Origin of the sequence: Mycobacterium paraintracellulare (assembly GCF_000276825.1) — a bacterium.
Lineage (GTDB): Bacteria > Actinomycetota > Actinomycetes > Mycobacteriales > Mycobacteriaceae > Mycobacterium > Mycobacterium intracellulare.
Map to the genome: position 1 here is coordinate 2766466 of NC_016948.1, position 22563 is coordinate 2789028.

Here is a 22563-nt window from a genome sequence, read left to right on the forward strand (position 1 = left end):
GCGCGACCGGTCGGCTTGTTAGCTTCACCAACCATGAAGGTCTCAGTGGTGGCCCCGGTCGCCGACGGTGTCACCGCGGACCCCGAGTGGATGGTGGCCTTCGCGCGCCACCTCGAAGCCTGCGGATTCGAATCGATCGTCGCCGTCGAGCACACGGTCCTGCTCACGCGCTACGACAGCGTCTATCCCTACGACCGTTCCGGGCGGGTCGGGCTGGCCCCCGACTGCCCCATCCCGGACCCGCTGGATCTGCTGGCCTTTCTGGCCGGCCACACCACCAGCCTCGGGCTGGCCACCGGGGTGCTGGTGCTGCCCAACCACCACCCGGTGGTGCTCGCCAAGCGGGTCGCCACCGTCGACGCCCTCTCCGGTGGAAGGCTGCGGCTGTGTGTGGGCGTGGGCTGGCTCAAAGAGGAGCTGCAGGCGTGCGGCGCGGACTTCGACAATCGGGGCAGGCGGGCCGACGAGCAGCTGGCGGTGCTGCGCGCGCTGTGGGCCGACCGACCCCAGGGGGCGTCCTTCCACGGTGACTTCTTCAGCTTCGACAATGTGATGAGCTATCCCAAACCCGTTGCCGGGGAACGGTTTCCGGTGCACATAGGCGGCCACAGCCGAGCGGCCGCACGCCGTGCGGGGCGCTTCGGCGACGGGTTCCAGCCCCTTGGCGTCACCGGTCCGGCGCTGGCGTCGCTGATCGGGCTCATGCGCGAGGAGGCATCGGCGGCAGGCCGCGACCCCGCGGCACTGGAGGTGTCGCTGGGCCACAGTGTCACCAAGATCGACGCCGAGCGCGCGGCGGGCCTGGTCGACCAGGGCGCCGACCGGCTGGTGCTGGCCATGCCGCCGACCGCCGACCTCGAGGCGGCCAAGGACGCCCTGTCGGCGTGCGCGCAGCGGCTGTCGCTGGTTTCGTGAACCGATGACGCTTTCCGCCGACGAGCGAATGGCGCTCAGCGATGTGGTTCACCGGTACGCCGCCCACGTCGATGACCGTGAATTCGGCGCCGTCGCAGAGCTTTTCACCACCGAGGCCGAGTTGGTCGTGCCCTCGCCACCGGCCGATCTGTTGCCGACAAATGCGCATCGCGGCCGCGACGCCATCGCGAGGGCCGTCGGGGCCGTGGCCGCGGTCGCGCGCACCGAGCACGCGATCGTCGGCGAGGTGTACGAGGCGGCCGGGCGGCGGGGGGCCGCGCGCGGGCGCGTCGCGTGCGTCGCCCACCACTGGAACCCGCGGGGCGACGAGGTGGTGGATGTGGTGTGGCACCTGCGCTACGACGACGCATACGAGCTGACGGCCGCCGGCTGGCGGATCGCCCGCCGCGCGCTGACGATCAACGCCCTCGAGACGCGCCCGGTGCGCCGGCTGTTACCGCGCGACACCGCCTAGCCTCGTCTGCTAGGAGGTTGGGAGAGAATTCACAGCAATCGCCAAGGAGCCGTGTTTGCGGAAAGAATTGAGCGTTCCGTAGGCAGTTGCGGCAACCGGCGTTCGAGCCGGAGCGGATTCCGCCCCCTGGCAACTGTTGCCGACGATCACACGACGGGACACGACGCGCCACGGAAGGATTTTTTCCAATCAAACTTGGATTTATCCAGGTGTTTTGGTGTATTTTCAACCCCGTGACGCATGCCGAAAGCAAACGTATTGACCCGGTGGGGAACGGCTCAGTCTCGACGTTGGCGGTAGGCACGCCGCTGACATCCGATCCTGGTTATCGGCACGAGATCCATACCGCCCACGACACCATCGATGTCGAGGAGTACGGCGGCGGGTTCGATCTGACCAGGCGGGCGACCGCCCCGAAGTTGCGCGTCGGCCGTGACCGGTGGTTCAACCTTCTGTGGTTGATCCCGATCGGCTTTGGACTGCTGATCGCGTCGGTGGCGATCGGCAAGGGCCTGCACAACATGCCGGCCATTCAGTCGTTCATCGCGCGCTACCCCGGGACCGATCCGCACAGCGGTGCCCCCGACGGGCTGCCCGCGTGGATCGGTTGGACGCACTTCTTCAACCTGTTCATGATGATGTTCATCATCAGGACGGGGATTCAGATTCTCTGTGACCATCCCCGGCTCTATTTCAGCCGCAACGCCACCCCGGGCAAGGACGAGTGGCTGCGGGTCGGCCCGCCGGTGCCGGACGACGAGCTGTGGACCGCCAACGCCGACACCGTCGCCCTGCCGCCGCAATTCGGCCTGCCCGGATTCCGGCACTCCATCGGGCTGGCGCGATGGTGGCATCTCGGCGTCGACGTGTTGTGGCTCCTCAACGGGGCGGTCTTCTACGTGTTGCTGTTCACCACCGGGCAGTGGCGCCACATTGTGCCGACCAGCTGGGACGTCTTTCCCAATGCCGCGTCGGTCGCGATTCAGTACATGTCGCTGGACTGGCCGACCGACAACGGCTGGGTCGCCTACAACGGCCTGCAGCTGCTGTCGTACTTCACCACCGTCTTCATCGCCGCGCCAGCCGCGTTGATCACCGGCCTGGGGATGTCGCCGGCGCTGTCGCAGCGCGTGCACTGGCTGAGCAAGCGCCTGAGCATTCAGCACGCGCGGTCGCTGCATTTCCTGGTGCTGGTGTACTTCCTGTTCTTCATCCTGGTGCACGTGACGATGGTGTTGACCACCGAGGCACTGCGGAACCTCAACCACATGTTCGCCTCCCGCGACGACAACAGCTGGATGGGTTTCTGGATCTTCGCCGCGGCCATGGTGCTGACGGCCGTCGCGTGGGTGTGGGCCACCCCGTTCACCATCAAGCACCCGCGGGTCGTTCAGCGGGTCGGGTACGCCCTGGTCGGGCCGTTCCAGCGGGCGCTCGAACGGCTGGACCCCAAGCCGGGCGCCTTCACCGAAAAGGACATCTCGCCGCACCACTGGCGCAACGGCCGCCTCCCCGAGACCGTCGAATACAAAGAGCTCGAGCGCGACGACTTCAAGAACTGGCGGCTGAAGGTCTACGGCCTGGTCGAGCACCCGATGGAGTTCTCGCTCGAGGACTTGATGGCGTTGCCCTACCACGAGCAGATCAGCCAGCACTTCTGCATCCAGGCGTGGTCGGGCGTCGCCAAATGGGGTGGCGTGCAAATGAAGACGATCATGGACATCGTCAAGCCGCTGCCCGAGGCGAAGTGGGCGGTGTTCTATTCGATGGGTCTGGGCGCCACGGGGGGCATCTACTACAACGCCCATCACATCGGTCAGATGGACCACCACATGACGATGCTGGCCTACAACATGAACGACCAGCAGCTGCCGTACATGCACGGCAGGCCGCTGCGGCTGCGCAACGAGCTGCAGCACGGATTCAAATTGGTGAAGTGGATCAAGGGAATCGAATTCGTCGCCGACTACCGCGACATCGGAAGCGGCTATGGCGGCTACAGCGAGGACCACAAGTACTTCGGGCGGCACCAGACCCTGTAGCGGCCGTCGACTCCGCCAAGTCGTTTGTCCAGCCGGTGTTTTGGGTAGCTCCACTGCATCGGCCGGACGGAAGCGACAGCAGAGGAGACGCCCATGAGGCACAGCCCTGTCGATGATGATCGGACCGTTGCCCGCCGCGGCGACGACTCGATGCATGATGCGGCGCAGACGCCCGGATTGGTCGTGGTCTGTGCGGCCGCGCTGGCGTTCGTGGTGTGCGTGGCGAACTTTGCCCTGGGACAGGCTCACGCGGGCGTCGTCGCGGCGATCGTCGCGATGCTCGCGTTCGGGGCGGGCCTGGCGTGGCTTGCGATGGACCGCAGGCGGATTCGCCAGGCGCAGCGCGAATGGGTGATCGGTCACCCGGGCCGATAGGTCCCTACCGCAACGACGCGAGGTTGTTCACGGACTTTTGCATGTCCGATCGCAGCACCCTGGCGACCAGTCCCCCGATCGGCCCGCTGAGCAGGCCGCCTTTGAGGTCGGCGGTGAGGTGAAAGGTCGATCCCGGGTCGTTCGCCGACACGGTCATCTCCACATTGAGCCGGATTCCACCACGGCCGCGGCCTTGCAGCTCAATCGATTTCGGCTCGTCGTACCGGGTGACGGTCCAATGGATGACGTTGCGGAAACCCTTGACCTTCACGCACGACGAGACACAGGTGCCTTCCTCGATCGTGTCGGGAACGGGGCTTCGCCACCCAGCGAAGATCGTCATCCACTCGTCGAACCGGTCCAGGTCCGACGCCAGCTTCCAGGCCGCTTCCGGCTCCACCTTCGAGGACACCGAAACATCTACTCGAGCCAAGGCGTTCCTCCGCTCCTCCCCGATCCCAAGCGCCGCCACCCACGTGGTCAAACGCACAACCGTGGGTGGGTACCCCAACACCGCCGGCGCTATTCGTGGGGCAGCCTCAGGGCCACGCCTGTTCGAGTTGCTGAGCGACGTCGATGATCTGTGCCGCCTGCGACGCCGGCGCGTCGATCTCGGCCGCGACGTACTGCGCGATGAATCGCCGGATCTCGCCGTCCACCCCCGCCAGGATCCGCAGCACCTCGCCGCGGATGGAATTCGACGAGACGTTGACGGTGATGTCGGAAGGCCTCGGCTTGGCGACGTCGACGATCAGCAGCAGCGGTTCGGCCGCGCGCGCGGTCGCTCGCAGGGCGATGTCACCCGAGACCACGAAGCGCTGCTTGTCGAGCCACAGGTCCACGAGCAGGTCGATCGACAGCGGTATGTGGATGACGAAGGTGATGCTGTCGCCCAGCCGGCGGGTGACGCGGGGCTCCTGGATGGAGACATTCGCACTGACTTTGGCGATCTTGCCCGGTCCCTGCGCGATCGGCTCCATGGCGAACTCGCTGCCGGCGATGTCGGCGAACGCGGCGGCGACACGCTCGGGGGTGACGGCGACCTCGAAGAACCTGCGACCGAATTCCTCGTAGGTGACAAAATCGTGATTCGACATAGGCTTATACCGTCTCACGTCACCTGCCCGAACGACCGCTGATCCGCTCGCGTCGCAGGAATTACGCGCCCGTTCCCGTCCCGTCGCACCGGGCCCGCCCGGCCGACGCCCGGCTGGTGATGCGTCCATCCCGCCGGCCTGTGAGGCCCGCCACACGTGGCGGCTTCGATTCGATGCGTCGGCCCCGGGCCTGGGAGGCTTGACCGCGGAGGTGTTTTCAGTCTCATGCCCCAGGAAGTAATCGACCGCCGCCCGGGCCTGGCCAGGGTCGCGGAAGCGCTCATCTGGCTCGGCGGCGGACACGGCCGCGAGGCCGGCGAACGCCACGAGCGGTCCGCCCACGGCGTGGCCGGCGCCGTCGTGATGCTGGGAGCCGCGCTGGCCTGGCTGGTCGCGGCGCTGGCAGTGGGCGGGTCGGCCCGCGCGACGAGCGTTGCCGTCGTGCCGCTGACCGTCGCCTTCGGCCTGCTGGCCGGCGCGGTAACCCGCGCCACCGTGCCGGGCCCCCACCGGAGCCGCCCGGGCCTCGTGGGACGCGCCGCGATGGCGGCCGCGGTCGGCGTCATCGTCGGCGAACTAGCCACGTTGGTGATCCTGTCCGGTTCAATCGACCGGCGCCTCGACGAACGCGCTGCGCGCGCCGCGGAATCGGCGCCCGCGGTCGCGCAGGCATCGGCATCGCTACAGCGCACCGAGGAGGCGCGCGCCGCGCTCGAGCGCGCCGTCACGCAGGCCCGCGATCGGCAGGACAGGGCCCTGGTCGTCGCCCGCTGTGAATATCACCCCACTCCCGGTTGCCCGCAGACCCGGATCACCGGCGTTCGGGCCCCGGACCCGAAACCCGCACTGGCAACGAGCTTCTCAACGACGCCCAGCATGAACTCGACGCCGCGCTGTCCGCGCGGGACAGCCGCGCGCCGGCGTTGGATGCCACGATCTCGCGACAGGAGCAAGACCTGCAGGATGCGCGGCGCGGCGTCATCGCCGACGCCGGCCGGGGCCTGGGCGCACGGTGGGTCGCGATGAATGACCTCGCGTGGAACACCGCGGGGGCCCAAGCCCTGCGTGTGCTGACCGTCGGGGCGTGCGTGCTGCTGTACCTGGCGCCACTGATCCTGGGGTTGTGGCGCGGGCAGACAACTTATGATCGCCACGCCGCCGCGCGCGCGGAGCGCGACCGCGCCGAACTCGACGCGGAGACCGCCATCGCGATCAAGCGGGCCGAGGTCCGCCGCGACGCCGAGATCATGTGGGCCGAGCACCAATTGACCCAGGCCCGGCTCGCCATCGAGGCGCAGACCGAGATCGACCGCGAGCATCAGCGTCGCCGTGTCCTGCAGGCCCTCGAGAGCCCGGTGCACGCGCCGTCGCGGCGGGCCGTCGAACCGGTCGAGGACGGCGGGTATCTGCCGATCGCCGCCGAAGCGGAGGCGGCCAGCCGGGCGATCGCCCAGCGGCCCGCGCCGGAGGCGGGCGACGAGATCGCGCGCCCCGATGAGCGAAACGCGCCGTTGATCCCGTCGCTCCCCGAGGCGACCAGGGCGGCCGCCCGCTGGATCAGGCCGCTGGTACCGCCGTTCGTGGCGCGGGTGATCGACACCACGACCCAGCCGCTACGCACCGCGCGCCACGTGTTCGAAGGGGTGCTCGAAGAGACCGAAGAGATCACGTTCGCGCTCAAGCGAACCCGCACGGTGACCGTCAACTCCGAGGCGTCGAGCGCCGAACTGCCCGCGGGCGAAGGTGGTGCCGAAACGCCGTCTGACCGGGCGGAATTCGTCACCTCATCGCGCTACACACCCGGCGAGGGTCGCCTGCCGGCCGCCGGACACGCACCGGAGTTGGCGACGCGCGGAGCGCCGCGGGATTTGGGTATGTCGGAAGGCCCGCGCCAACTGCCGCCGCCGAAATAGCCTGGCGTTATTGCGGACCGAAGCTAGGCCTTGACCGCTTCGACGAAGTAGCCGCGCGGTATTCCGGGCACGTCGAGCGGGACCACCGGGTGGTCCCAGCGATTCCACTTCGTTCCAGGCTCGGCGACATCGGTGACGTGGGCTGTCCAGCCGTGCCGCTCGACGAGGGACGCCGGTGCGTCAGTACCGAACGTCCATGGCGCACCGAGGCGCCGCATGAATTCCAGGGTGGGCTGCAGGAATTCGGCTTCCAGCAACGTCGCCCCGACCAGGTCATAGAGCACCCGCGAACCCGGCGCGGACAACGCGTCAATTCTGGCGAACAAGGCGTCGACATCCGATGCATCGAGGTACTGCAGCAGACCCTCGACTAGCCACACCGCCGGTGCGGACGACGAAAACCCCTGGGAACGCAGCGCCTTCGGCCAATCGTCGGTCAGATCGATGCCCACCGCAACCCGCTGGCACCGGGGTTGCTCGCCGGCGAGCCGTTCGTCCTTGATGGCGGTCACCCGGGGCTGGTCGACTTCGTAAACGGTGGTGCCCGGCTGCCACGGCAGACGGTATGCGCGGGCGTCCATGCCTGCGGCGAGGATCACGACCTGCGAAATGCCGTCCGATTGAGCCCGCAGCAGGCGCTCATCCCAGAAGCGCGTCCGGATGGCGATCTGCGGTGACGTCGCGCCCGTCTTCGCCACGGCTTGGGCAAGCAATTCGCGCCCCTCGTCGCCGGCGAGCCGTTCTGCGAACGGATCGGTGAACAGTCGGTCCCGGCGCGCGGATTCCTCGGCGCGCATCGCGGCAACCAACAGGCCCGTGTGGGCGACGGCTAATCTGGTGTCTTCCATGTCGCAATCATGAGCACACACGAACGAATGGTCTTGGATATTTGTGCCGCCCGAGCGGGACGTGGCTGGGCAACAGGATGCGCTGCCGCCGGTAGCAGGTCGGCGTCGTCCCGCTGAAAGCCCGGAATTCCCGCACGAAATGGGACTGGTCGAAATACCCTAGGTCGGCGGCGATGCGGGCGCCGGGCGTGCCGTCACCAAGGCGCTTCAGCGCGGCTTGGAAGCGCCGGGCACGGGCAAATTCCTTTGGGGGCAAGCCAACTTCGTCGCGGAACAGGGCGATGAGCCGCTTGGTGGACAGTCCGGTCATGCGGCGGACGTCAGCCAGTCGAATCGAGGGATCGGCCTCGACCGCAGCCATCGCGGCGGCGACGCCGGGATGGCGATGCACCGACGAGCGCGCCTGCGCGAGCATGAACTGCTCCAGCAGACGAAACCTGGCCGGGACGGACGGTGCCTCGATCAGGCGCTCGTGCAAGTCGCGTCCTTGCCGTCCCCAGATCTCACCGACGCCCACGGGTCCATCCGCCAGGTCGCCCAACGGTATGCCCAGAAACGGAAATGCGCCCCCGGGCCGGAAATGGATGGCCACGACGGGCTCGTCGGCAGCGATGTCCGAGACGTAGGGCGTGTTCTGTGATCCCGTGATGAAGGCAGGCAGAACGCTCATCTTGGTGGTGCCGTCGGCGGCATAGAGGTCCAGTTGCTGGCGGTGGCCGACGTCGAAGACGATCGTCACCGCGCCGCGCGGCAGCGCCCGGCTTCGGTAGGTGGCCCCGCGATGGAGCCAATGCCCGAAGAATTCGATATGGTCCGCCAGCTTAGAGCGCGGGCGGTACAGCCGGGGCCCCGAGCCCATCAGCGGACCCGGTTCACATCGCGTTGGACACCGGCCACAGATGACATTCTCGCACTTCGCTCGACGCCCACATCTTTTGGATTCGGTGTGCGCCCGTCAGCGGAACAGGCTTATGCCGTAGTCGGTTTCAAACATCGGTCGACGGGCCGCCCGATTTTTCCGCCAGCGCCTGCTGCCGCGCCCGCGAGCCGGCCAATAGAGCTCGAGCCCGAAGGCGCGACCCGCAGAACGGTCGGGTGCTTCATCGAAAGAGTTATCGAAAGAGTTGTCGAGAGAGTTGGAGACGGCCGGGTTACCCCTCGAAAGCTCGGCCGTCCCAACGTCTTGGTGCCCGCTCAACAGGGCACTGCGGCGGACTCGAACAACCGACCCCATTCGTGCCGCGCCGCGGACTGGGCGTCGGCGAAACTGGGTGTCTGTTGACCGTCGCCGGCCAGGTGCACCAGCGCCCATGCCATCGCGAACACCGGAACCTTGTGCCGCAATGCCGCACTGTGCAATTCGTCCAGGGCGGCCTCCGAGGGGCACCGGCGCAGGCCGATGAGGATGCCCCGCGCGGTGTCGAGGATGCGACCGGAGTGCGGGCCGCACGAAGTCTGGGCGGGAACCCAGTTCGATGTCATGCTGTGGATACCTCCTGCGGCGCCGTCAATGAATCCGCCACTCACGTACCGGACGAGGAATTCGTGTGTGCTACGCATCGTCGCGGCCGCATACCTCAAAAGCGCCCTGTGCCATGATTTGTCGATGGCCTGCGTTCTGCCAGACCGCGGGAGACATTGATATCCGCCCGTGACCCTTTCGGAATCGGCTGCTAACCACGGAATCCGCGACGCGTGGTATCGAAACGGGTTGCGAATCCCGCGATTAGGTCGCTCCCCCGCGCGCGGCCTTAGAGAATCGCCCCGAGCTCCTTGGCCTTGGCGATGTCGTCCCAATCGACGTCGAGCTCCAGCAGGATCTCCTCGGTGTGCTGGCCGTGTTCGGGTGCACGCGCGGGCGCCGGCGGGGTTTCGTCGAATTGCACCGGGGCGGCGACGATCCGGTACTTCTCGCCGTGGTCGTCCACGTTGGTCACCACGTATCCGTTGGGCTCGACCTGCGGGTCGTTGAGGGTCTCCCGCGGCGTCGCCAGGGCGCCCCACACGCCGGGTTCGTCCGCAAGCACACGTTGCCAGTGCGCGAGGTCGTGGCGGGCGAACGCATCCGCGAAGAGTTCGGTCGCCGCGGCCGCGTTGGCGATCAGGTTGCTCGACGGGACAAATCGCTCGTCGTCGGCCAGCTCGGCCAGGCCCATGCGCCGGCAGAAGCCCACCCAAAACTTGTCCGGCTGCAGGAAGACCAGTTGGATCCACCTGCCGTCCTTGGTCTTGTAGCGGTTGACGAGCGGGTTGATGGCCAGCCCCGGCGGGGCGCCCGGAATCCCGTCGATGTCGAAGAAGTCGGCGGCCGAAATGGACGGCGCTATCGACCACATCGCCTGGGCCAGCAGCGAGGAGTCGACGATCGTGGGCTCGCCGGTGCGTTCGCGGTGGAACAGGGCGGCGCAGACACCGCCGGCCAGTGTCGCCCCACCCTGCAGGTCACCGAAACCCGGCCCCTGAACCGCCGGGGTCTCGGTGCCGAACGGTGTGAGCGTGTACGCGACCCCGCCCCGCGCGAGGTACGTCGCGGCGTCGAACCCGCCCCTGTCCCGGTCCGGTCCCCGCACGCCCAGCCCGGTGCCGCGCGCGATGATGATCTTCGGGTTGAACGAGCGGATGTCGTCGACGGTCAGGCGGGCCCGCTCGAGCGCGCCCGGAAGCCAATTGGTCAAGAAGACGTCCGCGCTGGCCAGCAGCCGGCCGAACAGCTCACGGCCGGTCGCCGATTTGATGTCGATCCCGATGCTGCGCTTCCCGCGGTTGCCCAACTCGAGGATGAAGTCGGCGTCGGGGCGGGCGGCTTGCCGGGTGAAACCTCCGACGACCAGCGCGCGGCCCGGGTCGCCCGAGGTGACACCCTCCACCTTGATGACGTCGGCGCCCCAGTCCGACAGGGCCGCACCGGCCGACGGCACGTACGTCCACGACGCCAATTCCACCACCCGCACGCCGCGCAGTACCCCGTCGGACATCGCCAATCCCCTCGCTCGCCGCCATTCCTTGCTATTTTAGATATTCTAGCTAGTCTTGGGCGTAGTGATAGCCCATCCGCAGGTCAGCGCAGTTTTTCCGGGAAGAGATGCGATGGAGCCGGCCGAAGGTCTCGTTTCGCCAACCGCCGCGGTGATCGCGCGCCCCGCCACCGCCCAGACGGGTGACCGGCCCCCTCATCCTCGCCCGGGCCCGCTGCCGTTACACCGAATACCGTTGGGCCCCAATGTGAATCGCGACGTAGCCGGACGGACGAAGGGCGGCCGATGGGCAGAGTAGCGGGCAAGGTGGCCGTCATCAGCGGCGCCGCACGCGGCCAGGGCCGCTCGCACGCGCGGATGCTGGCCGCCGAGGGCGCGGACATCATCGCGGTGGATTTGTGTGCCGACATCGAAACCAACGAATACCCCCTGGCCCGTCCGGAGGACCTCGACGAGACGGCGCGGCTGGTCGAAAAGGAAGGGCAACGCGCGTACACGGCGGTCGCGGACGTTCGCGACCGCGTGGCCTTGTCCGCCGCCATCGATGCCGGCGTCGCCGAGTTCGGGCATCTGGACGTCGTGGTCGCCAACGCGGGCATCTGCCCCCTGACCGCGGGTCTGCCGCCGCAAGCCTTCGCCGACGCGGTGGACGTGGATCTCATCGGCGTGCTGAACCTGGTGCACGCGAGCCTCAAACACCTGCGCTCCGGCGCGTCGATCATCGTCATCGGCTCCAACGCGGCGTTCATGTCATCGATGAATACCAGCGGGATCGACGGTGGCCCCGGCGGGGCCGGGTACGCCTTCGCGAAACTGGCTGCCGCACACTACGTCAACGACTTCGCGTTGGCGCTCGCCCGGTTTTCCATCCGGATGAACGCTGTGCATCCGACGAACGTCAACACCGACATGCTGCACAGCCCACCGATGTATCGCGCCTTCCGGCCCGATCTGGCGGAGCCGACTCGCGAGGATGCCGAGCCGGTGTTCCCGCTCGTGCAGGCGATGCCGGTCCCCTACGTCGAGCCCGAAGACATCAGCGAGGCGGTGCTGTTCCTCGCCTCGGACGCGGCGCGCTACATCACCGGACAGCAGTTGCGCGTCGACGCCGGGGGCTTCCTCAAGGTCAAACCCTGGTCGGGAGCGTGATGACCACCGAACACGATGCACCGCAATCGGTCTCGCAGGGCGTCGAGCGTCGCCTGTACGAATTGATGGTGCTGATGAAGGCGGCCGACGATCGATTGTCCAAGGGCATCGGCACCGGCGAGTTCATGTGCGTGTACTGGCCCTCGCGGGGCCAGGAGGCGATCGCCGCAGCGATGGGCGTGGCGCTGCGGCCCGACGACCAGCTGGTGACGACCTACCGCGGCCTGCACGACCTGATCGGCAAGGGCGTCCAGCTCGAGGAGATCTACGGCGAGATGATGGGCCGCACGGTGGGCGCCGGCCGGGGCAAGGGCGGCACCATGCACATCGCCAATCCCGCCAAGGGCGTGATGCTTTCGACGGGCATCGTCGGCGCCGGGCCACCCGTGGCCGTCGGGCTGGCGATGGCCGCCAAACGCAAGGGCATCGACCGCGTCACGGTGGTCAGCTTCGGCGACGGCGCCACGAACACCGGCTCGTTTCACGAGGCCGCCAACATGGCCGCGCTGTGGGACCTGCCGCTCGTTTTCGTCTGCCAGAACAACCTCTACGCCGAGATGACACCGACATCGGACACCATGAAGCTCGAACACGTCGCCGACCGGGCCGCCGGCTACGGCATGCCGGGCGTGCGCGTCGACGGCAACGACCCGCTCGCGGTGAAAGCGGCGCTCGACGACGCGCTGCGGCGGGCGCGTGACGGAGGCGGCCCCACCTTCATCGAGTGCGTCACGTTCCGCTTCCGCGGCCATTACTTCGGCGACCGGACGCCCTACATCCCCGCCGAACAACTCGAGGCGGCGCTGGCCGCCGACCCGGTGCCCCGGTTCCGCAGCCACCTGGAAGCGACCGGCGTCTGCGATCACGACGATCTCGTCCGCATCGACAGCGACGCGGCGGCCGCGGTGGAGGCGGCCCTGCGGACCGTGCTGGGCGCGAATTACCCGTCGATCGACGAACTCGACCGCGATGTGTACGCCACCCCGATCGCGTTCCCGGTGTAAGCGCATGGACGACAAGGAGATGACCATGCGCGAGGCGCTCAACCTCGCGCTGGACCAGGCGCTCGCGGCCGACGAACGGGTGTTCCTGCTCGGGGAGGACATCGCCGATCCCGGCGCCTCCGGGCCGACGGCGGGCTTGTCGACGAAGTACGGCCACGACCGCGTCCTCGACACGCCGATCTCGGAGGCCGCGATCGTGGGCGCGGCCATCGGCGCGGCGATCGACGGGCTGCTGCCCGTCGCCGAGATCATGATCATGGATTTCATCGGGATCGCCGCCGATCAGCTGATCAACAACGCCGCCAAGCTGAGGTTCATGACCGCCGGGCGCACGTCGGCGCCCATCACCGTCCGCACCCAGGTATATGCCGGATTGGCCACGGGCGCAACGCATTCGCAGAGCCTCGAGGCGTGGTTCATGCACATCCCCGGGATGAAGGTGATCGTGCCCTCCACCCCACGCGACGGCAAGGGGCTGCTGACCGCGGCGATCTTCGACCCCGATCCGTGCCTGTTCGTCGAAACGATTCGGTTGCAGAGCAAGAAGGGCCCCGTCCCCACCGAGCCCGGGTTCTCCATCCCGCTCGGGCAGGCCGACATCAAGCGGCCGGGCACCGACGTCAGCGTGATCGCCTACGGTCGCTGCGTGCACGACGCGCTGAGCGCCGCGCACACGCTGGGCGAGCGGGGTGTCAGCGCCGAGGTGATCGACCTGCGCACCCTGGTGCCGCTCGACGTCGACACCATCGTGGGGTCCGTGCGCCGCACGCGCCGAGCCGTGATCGTCCATGACGCCGTGCAATTCGCGGGCCCCGGGGCGGAGATCGCCGCGATCCTGCACGCACAGCTCTTCGGGGAGCTCGCCGCGCCGGTCGAGCGGGTCGCCGCGCGATTCGTCCCCAACCCGGCCGCGGCGGCGCTCGAGGCCCAGGTGTATCCGTCGCCGGCGCGGATCGTCGAAGCGGCCCTGCGCACCTGCGAGAGGGCGAAGGCGCATGGCTGACTTCATCATTCGCATCCCCCGGGTCTCGGTGGCGGTCTCGGAGGCCGAACTGACCGGGCTGCTCGTCGGCGCCGGCGAACACGTCGAGGCGGGCACGCCGATCTACGTCATCGCCACCGAGAAGGTCGAGCAGGAGATCGAAGCGGGGGCGACGGGGACCGTGCGGTGGACGGGCCAGGTCGGGACCACCTACGACATCGGCGCCGAAATCGGCGTCATCTCGTCATAACGAAGAAAGGTATCCCATGGATCTCAACGAGACCCGCGAGAGAATCATCTACGAAAAGGACGGCCCCATCGCCCGCGTCACCCTGAACTGGCCGGAGAAGGCCAACGCGCAGGACCAGAAGCTGGCCGAGGAGGTCGACGCGGCGCTGGCCGACGCCGACCGCGACTACGACATCAAGGTGCTCATCCTCAAGGCCAATGGCAAGGGCTTCTGCTCGGGCCACGCGATCGGCAACAACGCCGTCGACTACCCGTCGTTCGTCGAGAACGCGATGGTCACCGGCCATCCGTGGAAAGCCCAGAGCGACTTGTTCGTCAAGCCGACATTGAACCTGTGGGAATTCTCCAAACCCACCATCGCCCAGGTGCACGGCTACTGCGTGGGCGGCGGCACGCACATGGGCCTGACCACCGACATCGTCATCGCCTCCGAGGACGCCTACTTCTCCTACCCGCCGCTGCAGGGGTTCGGCATGCCGTCGGGCGAATGTTCCATCGAGCCATGGGTTTTCATGAACTGGCGGCGCGCCGCCTACTACCTGTTCACCGCCGAGGTGATCGACGCCAGGAAGGCGCTGGAAGTCGGCCTCGTCAACGAGGTGGTCAAGCGTGAGGACCTCGACGACCGGGTCGACGCGATCGCCCGCCACATCGCCCAGGCGCCGCTGACGACGCTGATGCTCACCAAGGCCAACCTCAAACGGGCCTGGGAGCTGATGGGCATGCGGGTGCACTGGCAGAGCTCCAACGACCTCGTCGCGCTCGCCTCGATCAGCAAGGACGTGCAGCAGCTGATTCAGACCGTCTTCAAGGACAAGGTGTTGCCCTCCGAGCACGCCCGCCGCCAGGCCGCCGCGGCCGCCCAGACCGACGGCGCCGCAACCACTTAAGGGTTGCCGGTGAACATCGCCGACCACGCCCGCAGTGCCGCCCAGTCGCCGGCACTCATCGTCGCGGACGGTGACGCGATCTCGTACGCCCAGCTGCATGCCCGCAGCCGGCGGGTCGCCGCGCTGCTGCACGACGCCGGCCTGCGTCGCGGCGACGGCATCGCGCTGGTTCTGCCGAACAGAGCCGAATTCCTCGAAATCGCCTGGGGCGCTCAGCTTTCCGGCCTCTACTACACCCCCGTCAACACCCATTTCATCCCCGACGAGGTCGCCTACGTCATCGACGACTCCGACGCGAAAGCGGTCTTTGTCGACGCCTCGATGCCCGAACTGGCCGCACACCTCCGTTCCGCCAATGCCGCGCCGATCACCCACATCGCCGTCGGGGGGTCGATGGCCGGCTGGCAGTCGTATGAGGACGCGCTGGCCTCGGCCGGCGAAGCGCCGCCGGTGTCGGACGGCTCGGAGATGCTGTATTCGTCGGGCACCACGGGGCGCCCCAAGGCGGTGCGGCGGCCGCTGCCCGAGGACGGCAACGGGTCCTGGGCGCAGGCGGTGCTGGAGCTGGCGCTGATCCACAAATACGGGATGAGCCCCTCGAGTGTGTACCTGTCCCCCGCGCCGCTGTATCACGCGGCCGGAGTGAACTACACCATGGCGGCCAACCGCGTCGGCGCCGCATCGATCCTGCTGCGCAGGTTCGACGCCGAGACCGTGCTGCGGCTGATCGAGGAGCACCGGGTGACCCAGGCCCAGTTCGTGCCGACGATGTTCGTGCGCATGCTCAAGCTGCCCGCGAAAGTCCGGGACAGGTACGACGTTTCGAGCCTGCGGTGCGTCATCCACGCCGCCGCGCCCTGTCCCGTCGACGTCAAACGCCGCATGATGGAGTGGTTCGGACCGATCATCCACGAATACTACGGAGGGACCGAAGGATTCGCCGGAACGACGATCGGGCCACGGGAATGGCTCGCCCACCCCGGCTCGGTGGGCATCCCGATGGCCCCGGTGCACGTGCTCGACGAGGACGGGCGGGAGCTCCCCGTCGGCGAATCGGGCGAGCTGTATTTCGAAGGTGGACCGGACTTCGCGTACTTCAAGGACCCCGCCAAGACCGCGTCGGTGTGCAACGACCGCGGCTGGCGCTCGCTCGGCGACATGGGATACGTCGACCGAGACGGCTACCTGTACCTCACCGACCGGTCGACGTTCACGATCGTCTCCGGCGGGGTCAACATCTACCCGCAAGAGGCGGAGAACCTGCTCGTCATGCATCCGAAGCTGGTCGACGCGGCCGTGTTCGGGGTCCCCAACGAGGAATTCGGCGAAGAGGTCAAGGCCGTCGTGCAGCCCGCCGACGGCGTGGTCGCGGGACCGGAGCTCGAAGCCGAACTCATCGACTACTGCCGGGCCCGCCTGGCCGGCTACAAGTGCCCGCGCAGCGTGGAATTCGACGCGGAGCTGCCGCGGGACCCGAACGGAAAGCTCTACAAGAGGCGCATCCGCGAACGGTACTGGCAGGGACGGGTATCGCGGATCGTGTGAACGAGGATGGCTATGAACGCTAGGAACGTACCGTGGGCGGTTCGGACCGCCGATCGGATCCCCAAACAGCGCTACTACGACCCCGAGTTCTACGCGCTGGAAGCCGAGATGTTGTGGCCCCGCATGTGGCAAATGGCGTGCCGGCTCGAGGAGATCCCCAAGCCCGGCGACTTCGTCGAATACGAAATCCTCGACCAGTCCGTCATCGTGGCGCGGGTGGACAACCACACCGTGCGCGCGTATCACAACGCCTGCCGGCATCGCGGCGTGAAGCTGGTGGAGGGCAACGGGAATCGGCGCACCTTCGTGTGCCCGTTCCACGGCTGGTGCTGGGGCCTCGACGGCCACAACACGTTCGTGCTGCGTCCCGAAGCGTTCGCCGAGGAAAACCTGAGCGCCGACGACCTTCGGCTGGTGGCGGTGCGATGCGAGCTCTGGGGCGGTTGCGCGTGGATCAACCTCGACGACGACGCGCCGGCGCTGCGGGACTGGATGGAGCCGTTCGCGTCGGTCTACGACGCCTGGCAGGTCGACTCGCTGCGCGTCGAGTGGTGGCAATCGTGCCGGCTGCCCGTGAACTGGAAGCTGGCCGCGGCGGCGTTCATGGAGGGCTATCACGTCCCGCAGACCCATCCTCAGTTGCTGCCGTCCGCGCAGCCGGGTGAAGTCGCCGCGACGGTGCACCCGGTCGTCGCGAGCAGCCTGTATTTCATGCGCACCCTCGGCGACGGCATGGGCGGGATGACGCACGAAAACGACATCCGGATCGCCGAGGGCCTGCAGAACATCGAGCTGCCGCCCGACCCGGCGGCGGCAATGGCCGCGTGGCGCAGCGCCCTCAACGACGCCGTCGTCGCCTGGCATCGCGCGCGCGGCAGCGGCATGCCCGACCTCAATGAGCTGGTCCGCCGCGGCATCACCGACGCGATCGGGTTCGCCTTCCCGCACTACTTCATCCTGCCGACCTACAGCAGCGCGTCGTCGTACCGGATCCGGCCGCTGGGACCCGAGGACACCTTGTTCGAGATCTGGTCCCTCACCCGGTTTCCCAACGACGCATCGGCGGGTAAACCGACGCCCCCGGTACCGATGGCGCCCGACGACCCGCGCTGGCCGCCGATTCCCGCCCAGGACTTCTCCAACCTGCCGAGGCAACAAAAGGGGCTGCATTCCAAGGGCTTTGACTTCATGCGGCTGTCCAACCAGATCGAAGGATTGATCTCCAACTTCGAGCGTGTCATCGACGGCTTCCTGGCCGGGCTGCCGTACGACGCGCTGGTGCCCGCGATCCAGAAGACCAACACGACCATCGACGTGCCGATCGCCGATCTCGGCTTCACGACGAGCCCCGTGGAGGCGCGATGAGCCCGCAGTGGGACCGCTCCGTGGACCTGCTCATCGCGGGCAGCGGCGGGGGCGGCATGGTCGCCGGCCTGGCCGCCCTGGACTGCGGGCTCGAACCCCTCATCATCGAAAAGCAGTCACTGGTCGGCGGTTCGACGGGGCTGTCCGGCGGCATCGTCTGGCTGCCGAACAACCCGTTGATGCGGGCCGACGGCATCGCCGACTCGCACGAGGACGGGCTGGCCTACCTGGCCGACGTGGTCGGCGACATCGGCGCGGCGTCCTCGCCCGAGCGGCGCGAAACGTTCCTGCGGGCCGGCCACGAGATGATCAACTTCCTCACCCGCAAGGGTGTGCGACTGATCCGATGTGCGGGCTGGAGCGACTACTACCCGAACCACAAGGGCGGCAACGCGTCCGGCCGCGCGGTCGAGGGCATCCCTTTCGACGCCGCACAGTTGGGTGATTGGCGCGACAAGGTGCAGCCGCCGCTGGCCAAGAATTACGGATACGTGGTGCTGACCAACGAATTGCGGTCGGTTCAATACTTCAACCGCTCACCGCGCGCCTTCGCCGTGGCGGCCCGGGTGTTCCTGCGCACCGCGGCCGCGCGTGCCCGCCGGCGCCAGATCCTCACCAACGGCGCATCGCTGATCGGTCAAATGCTCAAGGCGCTGACGGATCTCAGCGACGGGCACCCCCCGTTGTGGACCAACGCCGCGATGGCCGACCTGGTCGTCGAGGACGGCCGTGTGGTGGGCGCGCGCATCGTGCGCGACGGCACGCCGTTGCACGTCGAGGCGCGCAAGGGAGTCCTGCTGGCCGCGGGCGGATTCGGCCACAACAAGGAGATGCGCCGCCGCTACAGCGGCGACCAGCCCAACGAAGGGCAGTGGTCGATCGCCAACGCCGGGGACACCGGTGAGGCGCTCGAGGCGGCGATGCGTTTGGGCGCCAAGACCGATCTGCTCGACGAGGCCTGGTGGCTGCCTTCGGTTTTCATCGCCAACGGCGGCGCGGTCGCCGCCTCGCTGGGCTCGGGCCGCCAGCGACCCGGCGCCATCTACGTCGACCCGAGCGGCCGCAGGTTCTGCAACGAGTCGAACTCCTACGTCGAGGTCGGCAAAGCGATGTACGCCAACAAGGCCGTGCCCTGCTGGATGATCTTCGACGAGGGATACGTCCGCAGATACGTCACCAGCGCCAACCCGCTCAAGCGCAACCAGCCGTTGCCGCCGGAACTGATCGAGTCCGGCGCCGTGAAGCGCGCGCCGACCATCGCGGAGCTGGCCGGCGAAATCGGCCTTCCCGCCGACGAATTGGCCCGCACGATCCAGCGGTTCAACCGGTACGCGACCAAGGGGCTGGACCCGGACTTCGGCCGCGGCCAATCGGCCTACAACGACTGCCTCGGCGATCCGGGGTATCGGCCGAACGCCGCGATCGGGCCGCTCGACACCGCGCCGTACTACGCGACCCGCGTACTCCCGTCCGACGTCGGGACCTGCGGGGGCGTGATCACCAACGAACACGCACAAGTCCTCGACCAACGGGATCGGGTGATCGAGGGCTTGTATGCCACCGGCAACACCACGGCCACGGTGATGGGGCGGACCTATCCGGGTGCCGGGGCGAGCATCGCCAGCTCGATGGTGTTCGGGTACGTCGCCGCCCGCCACGCCGCCGGCAAGTAACGGCGAAAGGACCCGTCAGGCGGGCATTTCCGCCGAACGTGACACTGTCGCCACGCTCGACGCCGAACGTGACACTGCCGTCACGTTGGCGGGGACTCGTTTTCGCCGCGGTCGACGAATTCGCGGGGCTTCATGCCCGACCGCATGAGCTCGGCGCGCCGCGCCTGCACATCGGAGGCGGCGCCGACCATGTTCGTCAGGATGTGGCTGACTTGCAGGTGCACCCGCATGCCCATCAATTCCCAGGCGCGCTTGACGTTGTTCTTGACCGCCATCAGTGTGGTCAGCGGGATTTGGGCGATCCTGCGCGCCATCTCCTCGACGGTGTCCTCGAGCTGATCGCGTGGCACCACCCGATTGAGCAGACCCCAGTCCAGGGCCTGCTGCGCGGACAGGGTCGGCGCCAGCAGCAGCCAGTCCATGGTGCGGTGCCAGTTCATCAGCAGCCACGGCTCGATCATGGTGTGCCCGCCGGGCTCGCCGAGGCTTTGGGCAAGGGGCATCTGGAAATACGCGTCCTCGGACGCCACGCAGAAGTCGGTGAGCAACCCGAGATAGATGCCCCCGCCCATGCAATAGCCATGGATCTGCGAGATGGTCGGCTTGGGAAATTCCCATAGGTACAACGTCGGCCACAGGAACAGGTCGGCGGTGCCCTTGTAGAGATCCTCGAACGTCTCGCCGAAATCCGGATACGGGTTTTCGTCGGGGCCCCAACGGGCCACGTGCCCACCGCAGAATCCCTTGCCGTTGGCTTTGAGGATGACGACCTTGATGTCCTTGTCGCGGTCGGCCTCGTGCAGGCAGTCGTCCACCTCGGTGACCAGGATCGCGTCTTTGGTGTTGGCCTTGTCCGCCCGGTTCAGGATGATCCGCGCAATCGGCGGTTCGCGTTCATAGATGACCGCTTCGAGCTCGCGACGCTCCATGGTCGGACCATACCCTCCCGCGCCCCGCGCGCCGCTGATTTGACGGTTGCGCGATCGCGACGCGAGGAGTGAGCTGTACTGGGGCGCAGTGACGACGGATGGGGCTGGTATGGCGACTCCTCTCGACCGGGTGCAACAGCTGGATCTGGTGGCCCGGCTCAAATCCGCCTATCCCGAACTTCCGGACGCTCCCACACCGGATCTCATCGACCACGAGCGATTCGCCGCCTATGTCAAGACCCCGCACGACGTCGGCGGCGAGCCGGACGCCCCGATCGAGTACGAGAACAAGCAGTACGAGATCTGGGAGCACAACACGTATGTCCTGTGCGAGGTGCTCGGCTGGCGTGGGATCTGGCTGTCCGAGGAACGGCGCCGGATGGGCAACGTCGATCTCGGCCGCACCATCTATCTCGGCCTGCCCTATTACGGGCGCTGGCTGCTGGCGGTGGCACGCGTACTCACCGAAAAGCACCACATCGGGTTGAGCGAATTGGCCGAACGCATGGCCGAAGTCAAGGCACGCTACGCCGACGGCCTGCGCGGAAAGCCCTTGGCGGCGACGCCGAAGTTCGAGGGCGATCCCGCACCCGTCCACCGCAACCGCCACCACGTCCATGCCGTGGGCAAGGGCGACCCCCAGGTGTATGCCGGGCAGGCCGGCGCACCGAAGTTCAGCGTCGGCGACAGGGTCGTGGTGCGCGATCTCCCCGTGCTGCTCTACACCCGCACCCAGGAGTATGTGCGCGGCGCGACGGGCGAGATCGCGGTCGTGTCCTACGAAAGCCCCGCCGCCGAGGACGAGACGTGGGACGGCCCGGACCAACGGCCCGAGTGGTTCTACATCGTCCGGTTCAACCTCTCCCAGTTGTGGCACGGCTACACCGGGCCCGGCAACGACACCCTGCAGACCGAGATCCCGGAACGGTGGCTCGAATCGGCCTAGCCACGGCTGCGGCTTCGGAAGAAAGGACCACGAATGAGCGCCGACGAACACGATCACGAGCGCACCGCAGCGCCCATGGTGGACGAGATCACCGACTTCGAAGTCCTCGAGATCGCGCTGCGCGAATTGTGCATCGAGAAGGGCCTTTTCACCGCGGAGGAGCATCGACGCTTCACCGAGTTCGCCGAACAGATCGGCCCCACCCCCGCGGCGCACCTGGTGGCGCGGGCCTGGCTCGACGCCGACTACAAGGAGCTGGTCCGTTCGGACCCGCTCGCCGCAAGCAAGGAGGTGGGGGTCGACTGGCTGGAACCGACCGGCTTCGGGACGCCCAGCGACTTCACGGCTCTGCACGTCCTCGAGGACACCCCGACGCTGCACCACGTGATCGTCTGCACGCTGTGTTCGTGCTATCCGCGGCCGATTCTGGGCAACTCCCCCGAGTGGTACCGGACGCCCAACTATCGCCGCCGCATCGTCCGCTGGCCACGCCAGGTGCTCGCGGAGTTCGGCCTGATCCTGCCGGAGGACGTCGAGATCCGGGTGGAGGACTCCAACCAGAAGCACCGTTTCATGGTGCTGCCCGTCCGCCCCGACGGAACGCAGGGGTGGACCGAGGAGCAACTCGCCGAGATCGTCACGCGCGACTGCCTGATCGGTGTCGCGCTGCCCAAGCCGGGCGTGACGACCAACGCCGTCACCCGGACCCGCGCCGCCGTCCATCCCGCAGCGCCCTGAGCTTCCGATGAGCACCGCGCACACCCCACGTCCCATCGAGGACTCTACCGTCGCACCGCTGACGAAAATCGTTGCGCGCAACCAGGTCTGGAGTCGCATGGCGGCGAAGTACGGGGTCGACAACCCGGTGCCGCCCTGGCAGACGAGTCTCGACGGCATTTGTGATGCGATCGACCAAAGCCGTTGCGGCGCAGAGGCCCTCGGGTTCATCGAGCGGCGGGAGGATGAGGACACGCTGTCGGCGACCGTCTACGCCGAACTGCCCTACCCGGAGAACCGGCTGGTTGCCCTGGCCCACTCGCTCGTCGCGCGCGGCGTCATCGACGAATCCGAACTCGAGGCGAGGCTGGCCGCCGTGCGCGCCAGGCTGGAATCCTGAGCGACGTCATCGCAAATAGTGAGTTGCAGCACAACAGCGCGTGTTTTTCGCTGCTGATGAGAGGCTTCGGTCGG

At 67.7% G+C, this 22563-nt stretch carries 22 protein-coding genes and 1 pseudogene; 16 read left to right on the top strand and 7 right to left on the bottom strand.

Features of this window, described 5'->3' with window-relative positions; genetic code table 11:
* Positions 1 to 33 precede the first annotated feature (33 nt).
* The 4 genes from OCQ_RS12840 (at position 34) to OCQ_RS12855 (ending at position 3807) form a co-directional block, all read left to right on the top strand.
* Positions 34 to 915, top strand: coding sequence for an LLM class F420-dependent oxidoreductase (locus tag OCQ_RS12840; protein WP_041297849.1), 882 nt, complete (start codon positions 34 to 36; stop codon positions 913 to 915).
* A gap of 4 nt (positions 916 to 919) precedes the next feature.
* Positions 920 to 1390, top strand: a complete 471-nt coding sequence (locus tag OCQ_RS12845; RefSeq protein WP_014384787.1) for a nuclear transport factor 2 family protein — start codon at positions 920 to 922, stop codon at positions 1388 to 1390.
* 266 nt (positions 1391 to 1656) lie between these two features.
* Positions 1657 to 3432 carry a molybdopterin-dependent oxidoreductase gene (locus tag OCQ_RS12850; protein ID WP_008257065.1) on the top strand — a complete coding sequence of 592 codons (1776 nt, stop codon included), beginning with the start codon at positions 1657 to 1659 and terminating at the stop codon, positions 3430 to 3432.
* Positions 3433 to 3525: 93 nt separating this feature from the next.
* On the top strand, positions 3526 to 3807 hold the full coding sequence (locus OCQ_RS12855) for a LapA family protein (RefSeq protein WP_008257067.1): 282 nt from the start codon (positions 3526 to 3528) through the stop codon (positions 3805 to 3807).
* Positions 3808 to 3811: 4 nt separating this feature from the next.
* Here OCQ_RS12855 and OCQ_RS12860 read toward each other — a convergent pair whose 3' ends face one another.
* Both OCQ_RS12860 and OCQ_RS12865 read right to left on the bottom strand, forming a co-directional pair.
* Entirely contained in the window at positions 3812 to 4240 is a 429-nt protein-coding gene (locus OCQ_RS12860) for a type II toxin-antitoxin system Rv0910 family toxin (RefSeq protein ID WP_080588062.1), read from the bottom strand.
* A gap of 106 nt (positions 4241 to 4346) precedes the next feature.
* Positions 4347 to 4904, bottom strand: coding sequence for a hypothetical protein (locus tag OCQ_RS12865; protein ID WP_009954143.1), 558 nt, complete (start codon positions 4902 to 4904; stop codon positions 4347 to 4349).
* Positions 4905 to 5129: 225 nt separating this feature from the next.
* Here OCQ_RS12865 and OCQ_RS12870 point away from each other — a divergent pair.
* A pseudogene (locus tag OCQ_RS12870) lies at positions 5130 to 6817 on the top strand (DUF4407 domain-containing protein).
* 23 nt (positions 6818 to 6840) lie between these two features.
* On the opposite strand, the gene OCQ_RS12875 reads toward OCQ_RS12870, so the two are convergent.
* The 4 genes from OCQ_RS12875 to OCQ_RS12890 all read right to left on the bottom strand — a co-directional run bounded on the left by OCQ_RS12875 (position 6841) and on the right by OCQ_RS12890 (position 10640).
* Entirely contained in the window at positions 6841 to 7665 is an 825-nt protein-coding gene (locus OCQ_RS12875; RefSeq protein ID WP_008257074.1) for an SAM-dependent methyltransferase, read from the bottom strand.
* A gap of 7 nt (positions 7666 to 7672) precedes the next feature.
* The gene (locus OCQ_RS12880; RefSeq protein ID WP_008257078.1) at positions 7673 to 8524 is read right to left on the bottom strand and encodes a helix-turn-helix domain-containing protein; all 852 of its coding nucleotides are present in this window, start codon (positions 8522 to 8524) and stop codon (positions 7673 to 7675) included.
* Between the two features lie 335 nt (positions 8525 to 8859).
* Positions 8860 to 9147 (bottom strand): ANTAR domain-containing protein, encoded by a 288-nt coding sequence (locus OCQ_RS12885; RefSeq protein WP_008257079.1) that lies wholly within the window; start codon positions 9145 to 9147, stop codon positions 8860 to 8862.
* Between the two features lie 269 nt (positions 9148 to 9416).
* On the bottom strand, positions 9417 to 10640 hold the full coding sequence (locus OCQ_RS12890) for a CaiB/BaiF CoA transferase family protein (RefSeq protein ID WP_009952449.1): 1224 nt from the start codon (positions 10638 to 10640) through the stop codon (positions 9417 to 9419).
* 285 nt (positions 10641 to 10925) lie between these two features.
* Between OCQ_RS12890 and OCQ_RS12895 the strand changes: the two genes are divergently transcribed.
* The 8 genes from OCQ_RS12895 to OCQ_RS12930 are packed head-to-tail and all read left to right on the top strand — an operon-like array spanning position 10926 to position 19497.
* Complete coding sequence (locus OCQ_RS12895) at positions 10926 to 11789, top strand: mycofactocin-coupled SDR family oxidoreductase (RefSeq protein WP_014384792.1); 864 nt, start codon at positions 10926 to 10928, stop codon at positions 11787 to 11789.
* Entirely contained in the window at positions 11789 to 12793 is a 1005-nt protein-coding gene (locus tag OCQ_RS12900) for a thiamine pyrophosphate-dependent dehydrogenase E1 component subunit alpha (RefSeq protein WP_014711712.1), read from the top strand. The genes OCQ_RS12895 and OCQ_RS12900 overlap by 1 nt, the downstream gene beginning before the upstream one ends.
* 4 nt (positions 12794 to 12797) lie before the next feature.
* Complete coding sequence (locus tag OCQ_RS12905) at positions 12798 to 13796, top strand: alpha-ketoacid dehydrogenase subunit beta (protein ID WP_014384794.1); 999 nt, start codon at positions 12798 to 12800, stop codon at positions 13794 to 13796.
* Positions 13789 to 14025, top strand: coding sequence for a biotin/lipoyl-containing protein (locus OCQ_RS12910; RefSeq protein WP_008257090.1), 237 nt, complete (start codon positions 13789 to 13791; stop codon positions 14023 to 14025). Before OCQ_RS12905 ends, OCQ_RS12910 begins: the two co-directional genes overlap by 8 nt.
* 16 nt (positions 14026 to 14041) lie before the next feature.
* Complete coding sequence (locus tag OCQ_RS12915; protein WP_008257091.1) at positions 14042 to 14914, top strand: enoyl-CoA hydratase-related protein; 873 nt, start codon at positions 14042 to 14044, stop codon at positions 14912 to 14914.
* Between the two features lie 9 nt (positions 14915 to 14923).
* Entirely contained in the window at positions 14924 to 16459 is a 1536-nt protein-coding gene (locus tag OCQ_RS12920) for an acyl-CoA synthetase (RefSeq protein ID WP_014711713.1), read from the top strand.
* Positions 16460 to 16471: 12 nt separating this feature from the next.
* Complete coding sequence (locus tag OCQ_RS12925; protein WP_014384796.1) at positions 16472 to 17824, top strand: aromatic ring-hydroxylating oxygenase subunit alpha; 1353 nt, start codon at positions 16472 to 16474, stop codon at positions 17822 to 17824.
* Entirely contained in the window at positions 17821 to 19497 is a 1677-nt protein-coding gene (locus tag OCQ_RS12930) for an FAD-binding protein (RefSeq protein ID WP_041784982.1), read from the top strand. Before OCQ_RS12925 ends, OCQ_RS12930 begins: the two co-directional genes overlap by 4 nt.
* Positions 19498 to 19577: 80 nt before the next feature.
* Here OCQ_RS12930 and OCQ_RS12935 read toward each other — a convergent pair whose 3' ends face one another.
* Positions 19578 to 20426, bottom strand: coding sequence for an enoyl-CoA hydratase-related protein (locus tag OCQ_RS12935; RefSeq protein WP_009952438.1), 849 nt, complete (start codon positions 20424 to 20426; stop codon positions 19578 to 19580).
* 109 nt (positions 20427 to 20535) lie between these two features.
* Here OCQ_RS12935 and OCQ_RS12940 point away from each other — a divergent pair, with 109 nt between their 5' ends.
* Genes OCQ_RS12940 through OCQ_RS12950 form a run of 3 tightly spaced genes read left to right on the top strand, consistent with a single transcriptional unit; the run spans position 20536 to position 22489 of the window.
* On the top strand, positions 20536 to 21372 hold the full coding sequence (locus OCQ_RS12940; protein WP_014384798.1) for an SH3-like domain-containing protein: 837 nt from the start codon (positions 20536 to 20538) through the stop codon (positions 21370 to 21372).
* 33 nt (positions 21373 to 21405) lie between these two features.
* Positions 21406 to 22110, top strand: coding sequence for a thiocyanate hydrolase subunit gamma (gene scnC / locus OCQ_RS12945; RefSeq protein WP_009952436.1), 705 nt, complete (start codon positions 21406 to 21408; stop codon positions 22108 to 22110).
* Between the two features lie 7 nt (positions 22111 to 22117).
* Entirely contained in the window at positions 22118 to 22489 is a 372-nt protein-coding gene (locus OCQ_RS12950; RefSeq protein ID WP_014384799.1) for a thiocyanate hydrolase subunit beta, read from the top strand.
* The last annotated feature ends 74 nt before the right edge of the window (positions 22490 to 22563 follow it).

Coding starts and splice junctions, on each gene's coding strand:
- OCQ_RS12840 (WP_041297849.1), top strand. CDS start 34: ATGAAGGTCTCAGTGGTGGCCCCGGTCGCCGACGGTGTCACCGCGGAC.
- OCQ_RS12845 (WP_014384787.1), top strand. CDS start 920: ATGACGCTTTCCGCCGACGAGCGAATGGCGCTCAGCGATGTGGTTCAC.
- OCQ_RS12855 (WP_008257067.1), top strand. CDS start 3,526: ATGAGGCACAGCCCTGTCGATGATGATCGGACCGTTGCCCGCCGCGGC.
- OCQ_RS12910 (WP_008257090.1), top strand. CDS start 13,789: ATGGCTGACTTCATCATTCGCATCCCCCGGGTCTCGGTGGCGGTCTCG.
- scnC (WP_009952436.1), top strand. CDS start 21,406: ATGAGCGCCGACGAACACGATCACGAGCGCACCGCAGCGCCCATGGTG.
- OCQ_RS12925 (WP_014384796.1), top strand. CDS start 16,472: ATGAACGCTAGGAACGTACCGTGGGCGGTTCGGACCGCCGATCGGATC.
- OCQ_RS12880 (WP_008257078.1), bottom strand. CDS start 8,524: ATGGGCTCGGGGCCCCGGCTGTACCGCCCGCGCTCTAAGCTGGCGGAC.
- OCQ_RS12930 (WP_041784982.1), top strand. CDS start 17,821: ATGAGCCCGCAGTGGGACCGCTCCGTGGACCTGCTCATCGCGGGCAGC.
- OCQ_RS12875 (WP_008257074.1), bottom strand. CDS start 7,665: ATGGAAGACACCAGATTAGCCGTCGCCCACACGGGCCTGTTGGTTGCC.
- OCQ_RS12890 (WP_009952449.1), bottom strand. CDS start 10,640: ATGTCCGACGGGGTACTGCGCGGCGTGCGGGTGGTGGAATTGGCGTCG.
- OCQ_RS12935 (WP_009952438.1), bottom strand. CDS start 20,426: ATGGAGCGTCGCGAGCTCGAAGCGGTCATCTATGAACGCGAACCGCCG.
- OCQ_RS12900 (WP_014711712.1), top strand. CDS start 11,789: ATGACCACCGAACACGATGCACCGCAATCGGTCTCGCAGGGCGTCGAG.
- OCQ_RS12885 (WP_008257079.1), bottom strand. CDS start 9,147: ATGACATCGAACTGGGTTCCCGCCCAGACTTCGTGCGGCCCGCACTCC.
- OCQ_RS12895 (WP_014384792.1), top strand. CDS start 10,926: ATGGGCAGAGTAGCGGGCAAGGTGGCCGTCATCAGCGGCGCCGCACGC.
- OCQ_RS12905 (WP_014384794.1), top strand. CDS start 12,798: ATGGACGACAAGGAGATGACCATGCGCGAGGCGCTCAACCTCGCGCTG.
- OCQ_RS12950 (WP_014384799.1), top strand. CDS start 22,118: ATGAGCACCGCGCACACCCCACGTCCCATCGAGGACTCTACCGTCGCA.
- OCQ_RS12940 (WP_014384798.1), top strand. CDS start 20,536: ATGGCGACTCCTCTCGACCGGGTGCAACAGCTGGATCTGGTGGCCCGG.
- OCQ_RS12915 (WP_008257091.1), top strand. CDS start 14,042: ATGGATCTCAACGAGACCCGCGAGAGAATCATCTACGAAAAGGACGGC.
- OCQ_RS12865 (WP_009954143.1), bottom strand. CDS start 4,904: ATGTCGAATCACGATTTTGTCACCTACGAGGAATTCGGTCGCAGGTTC.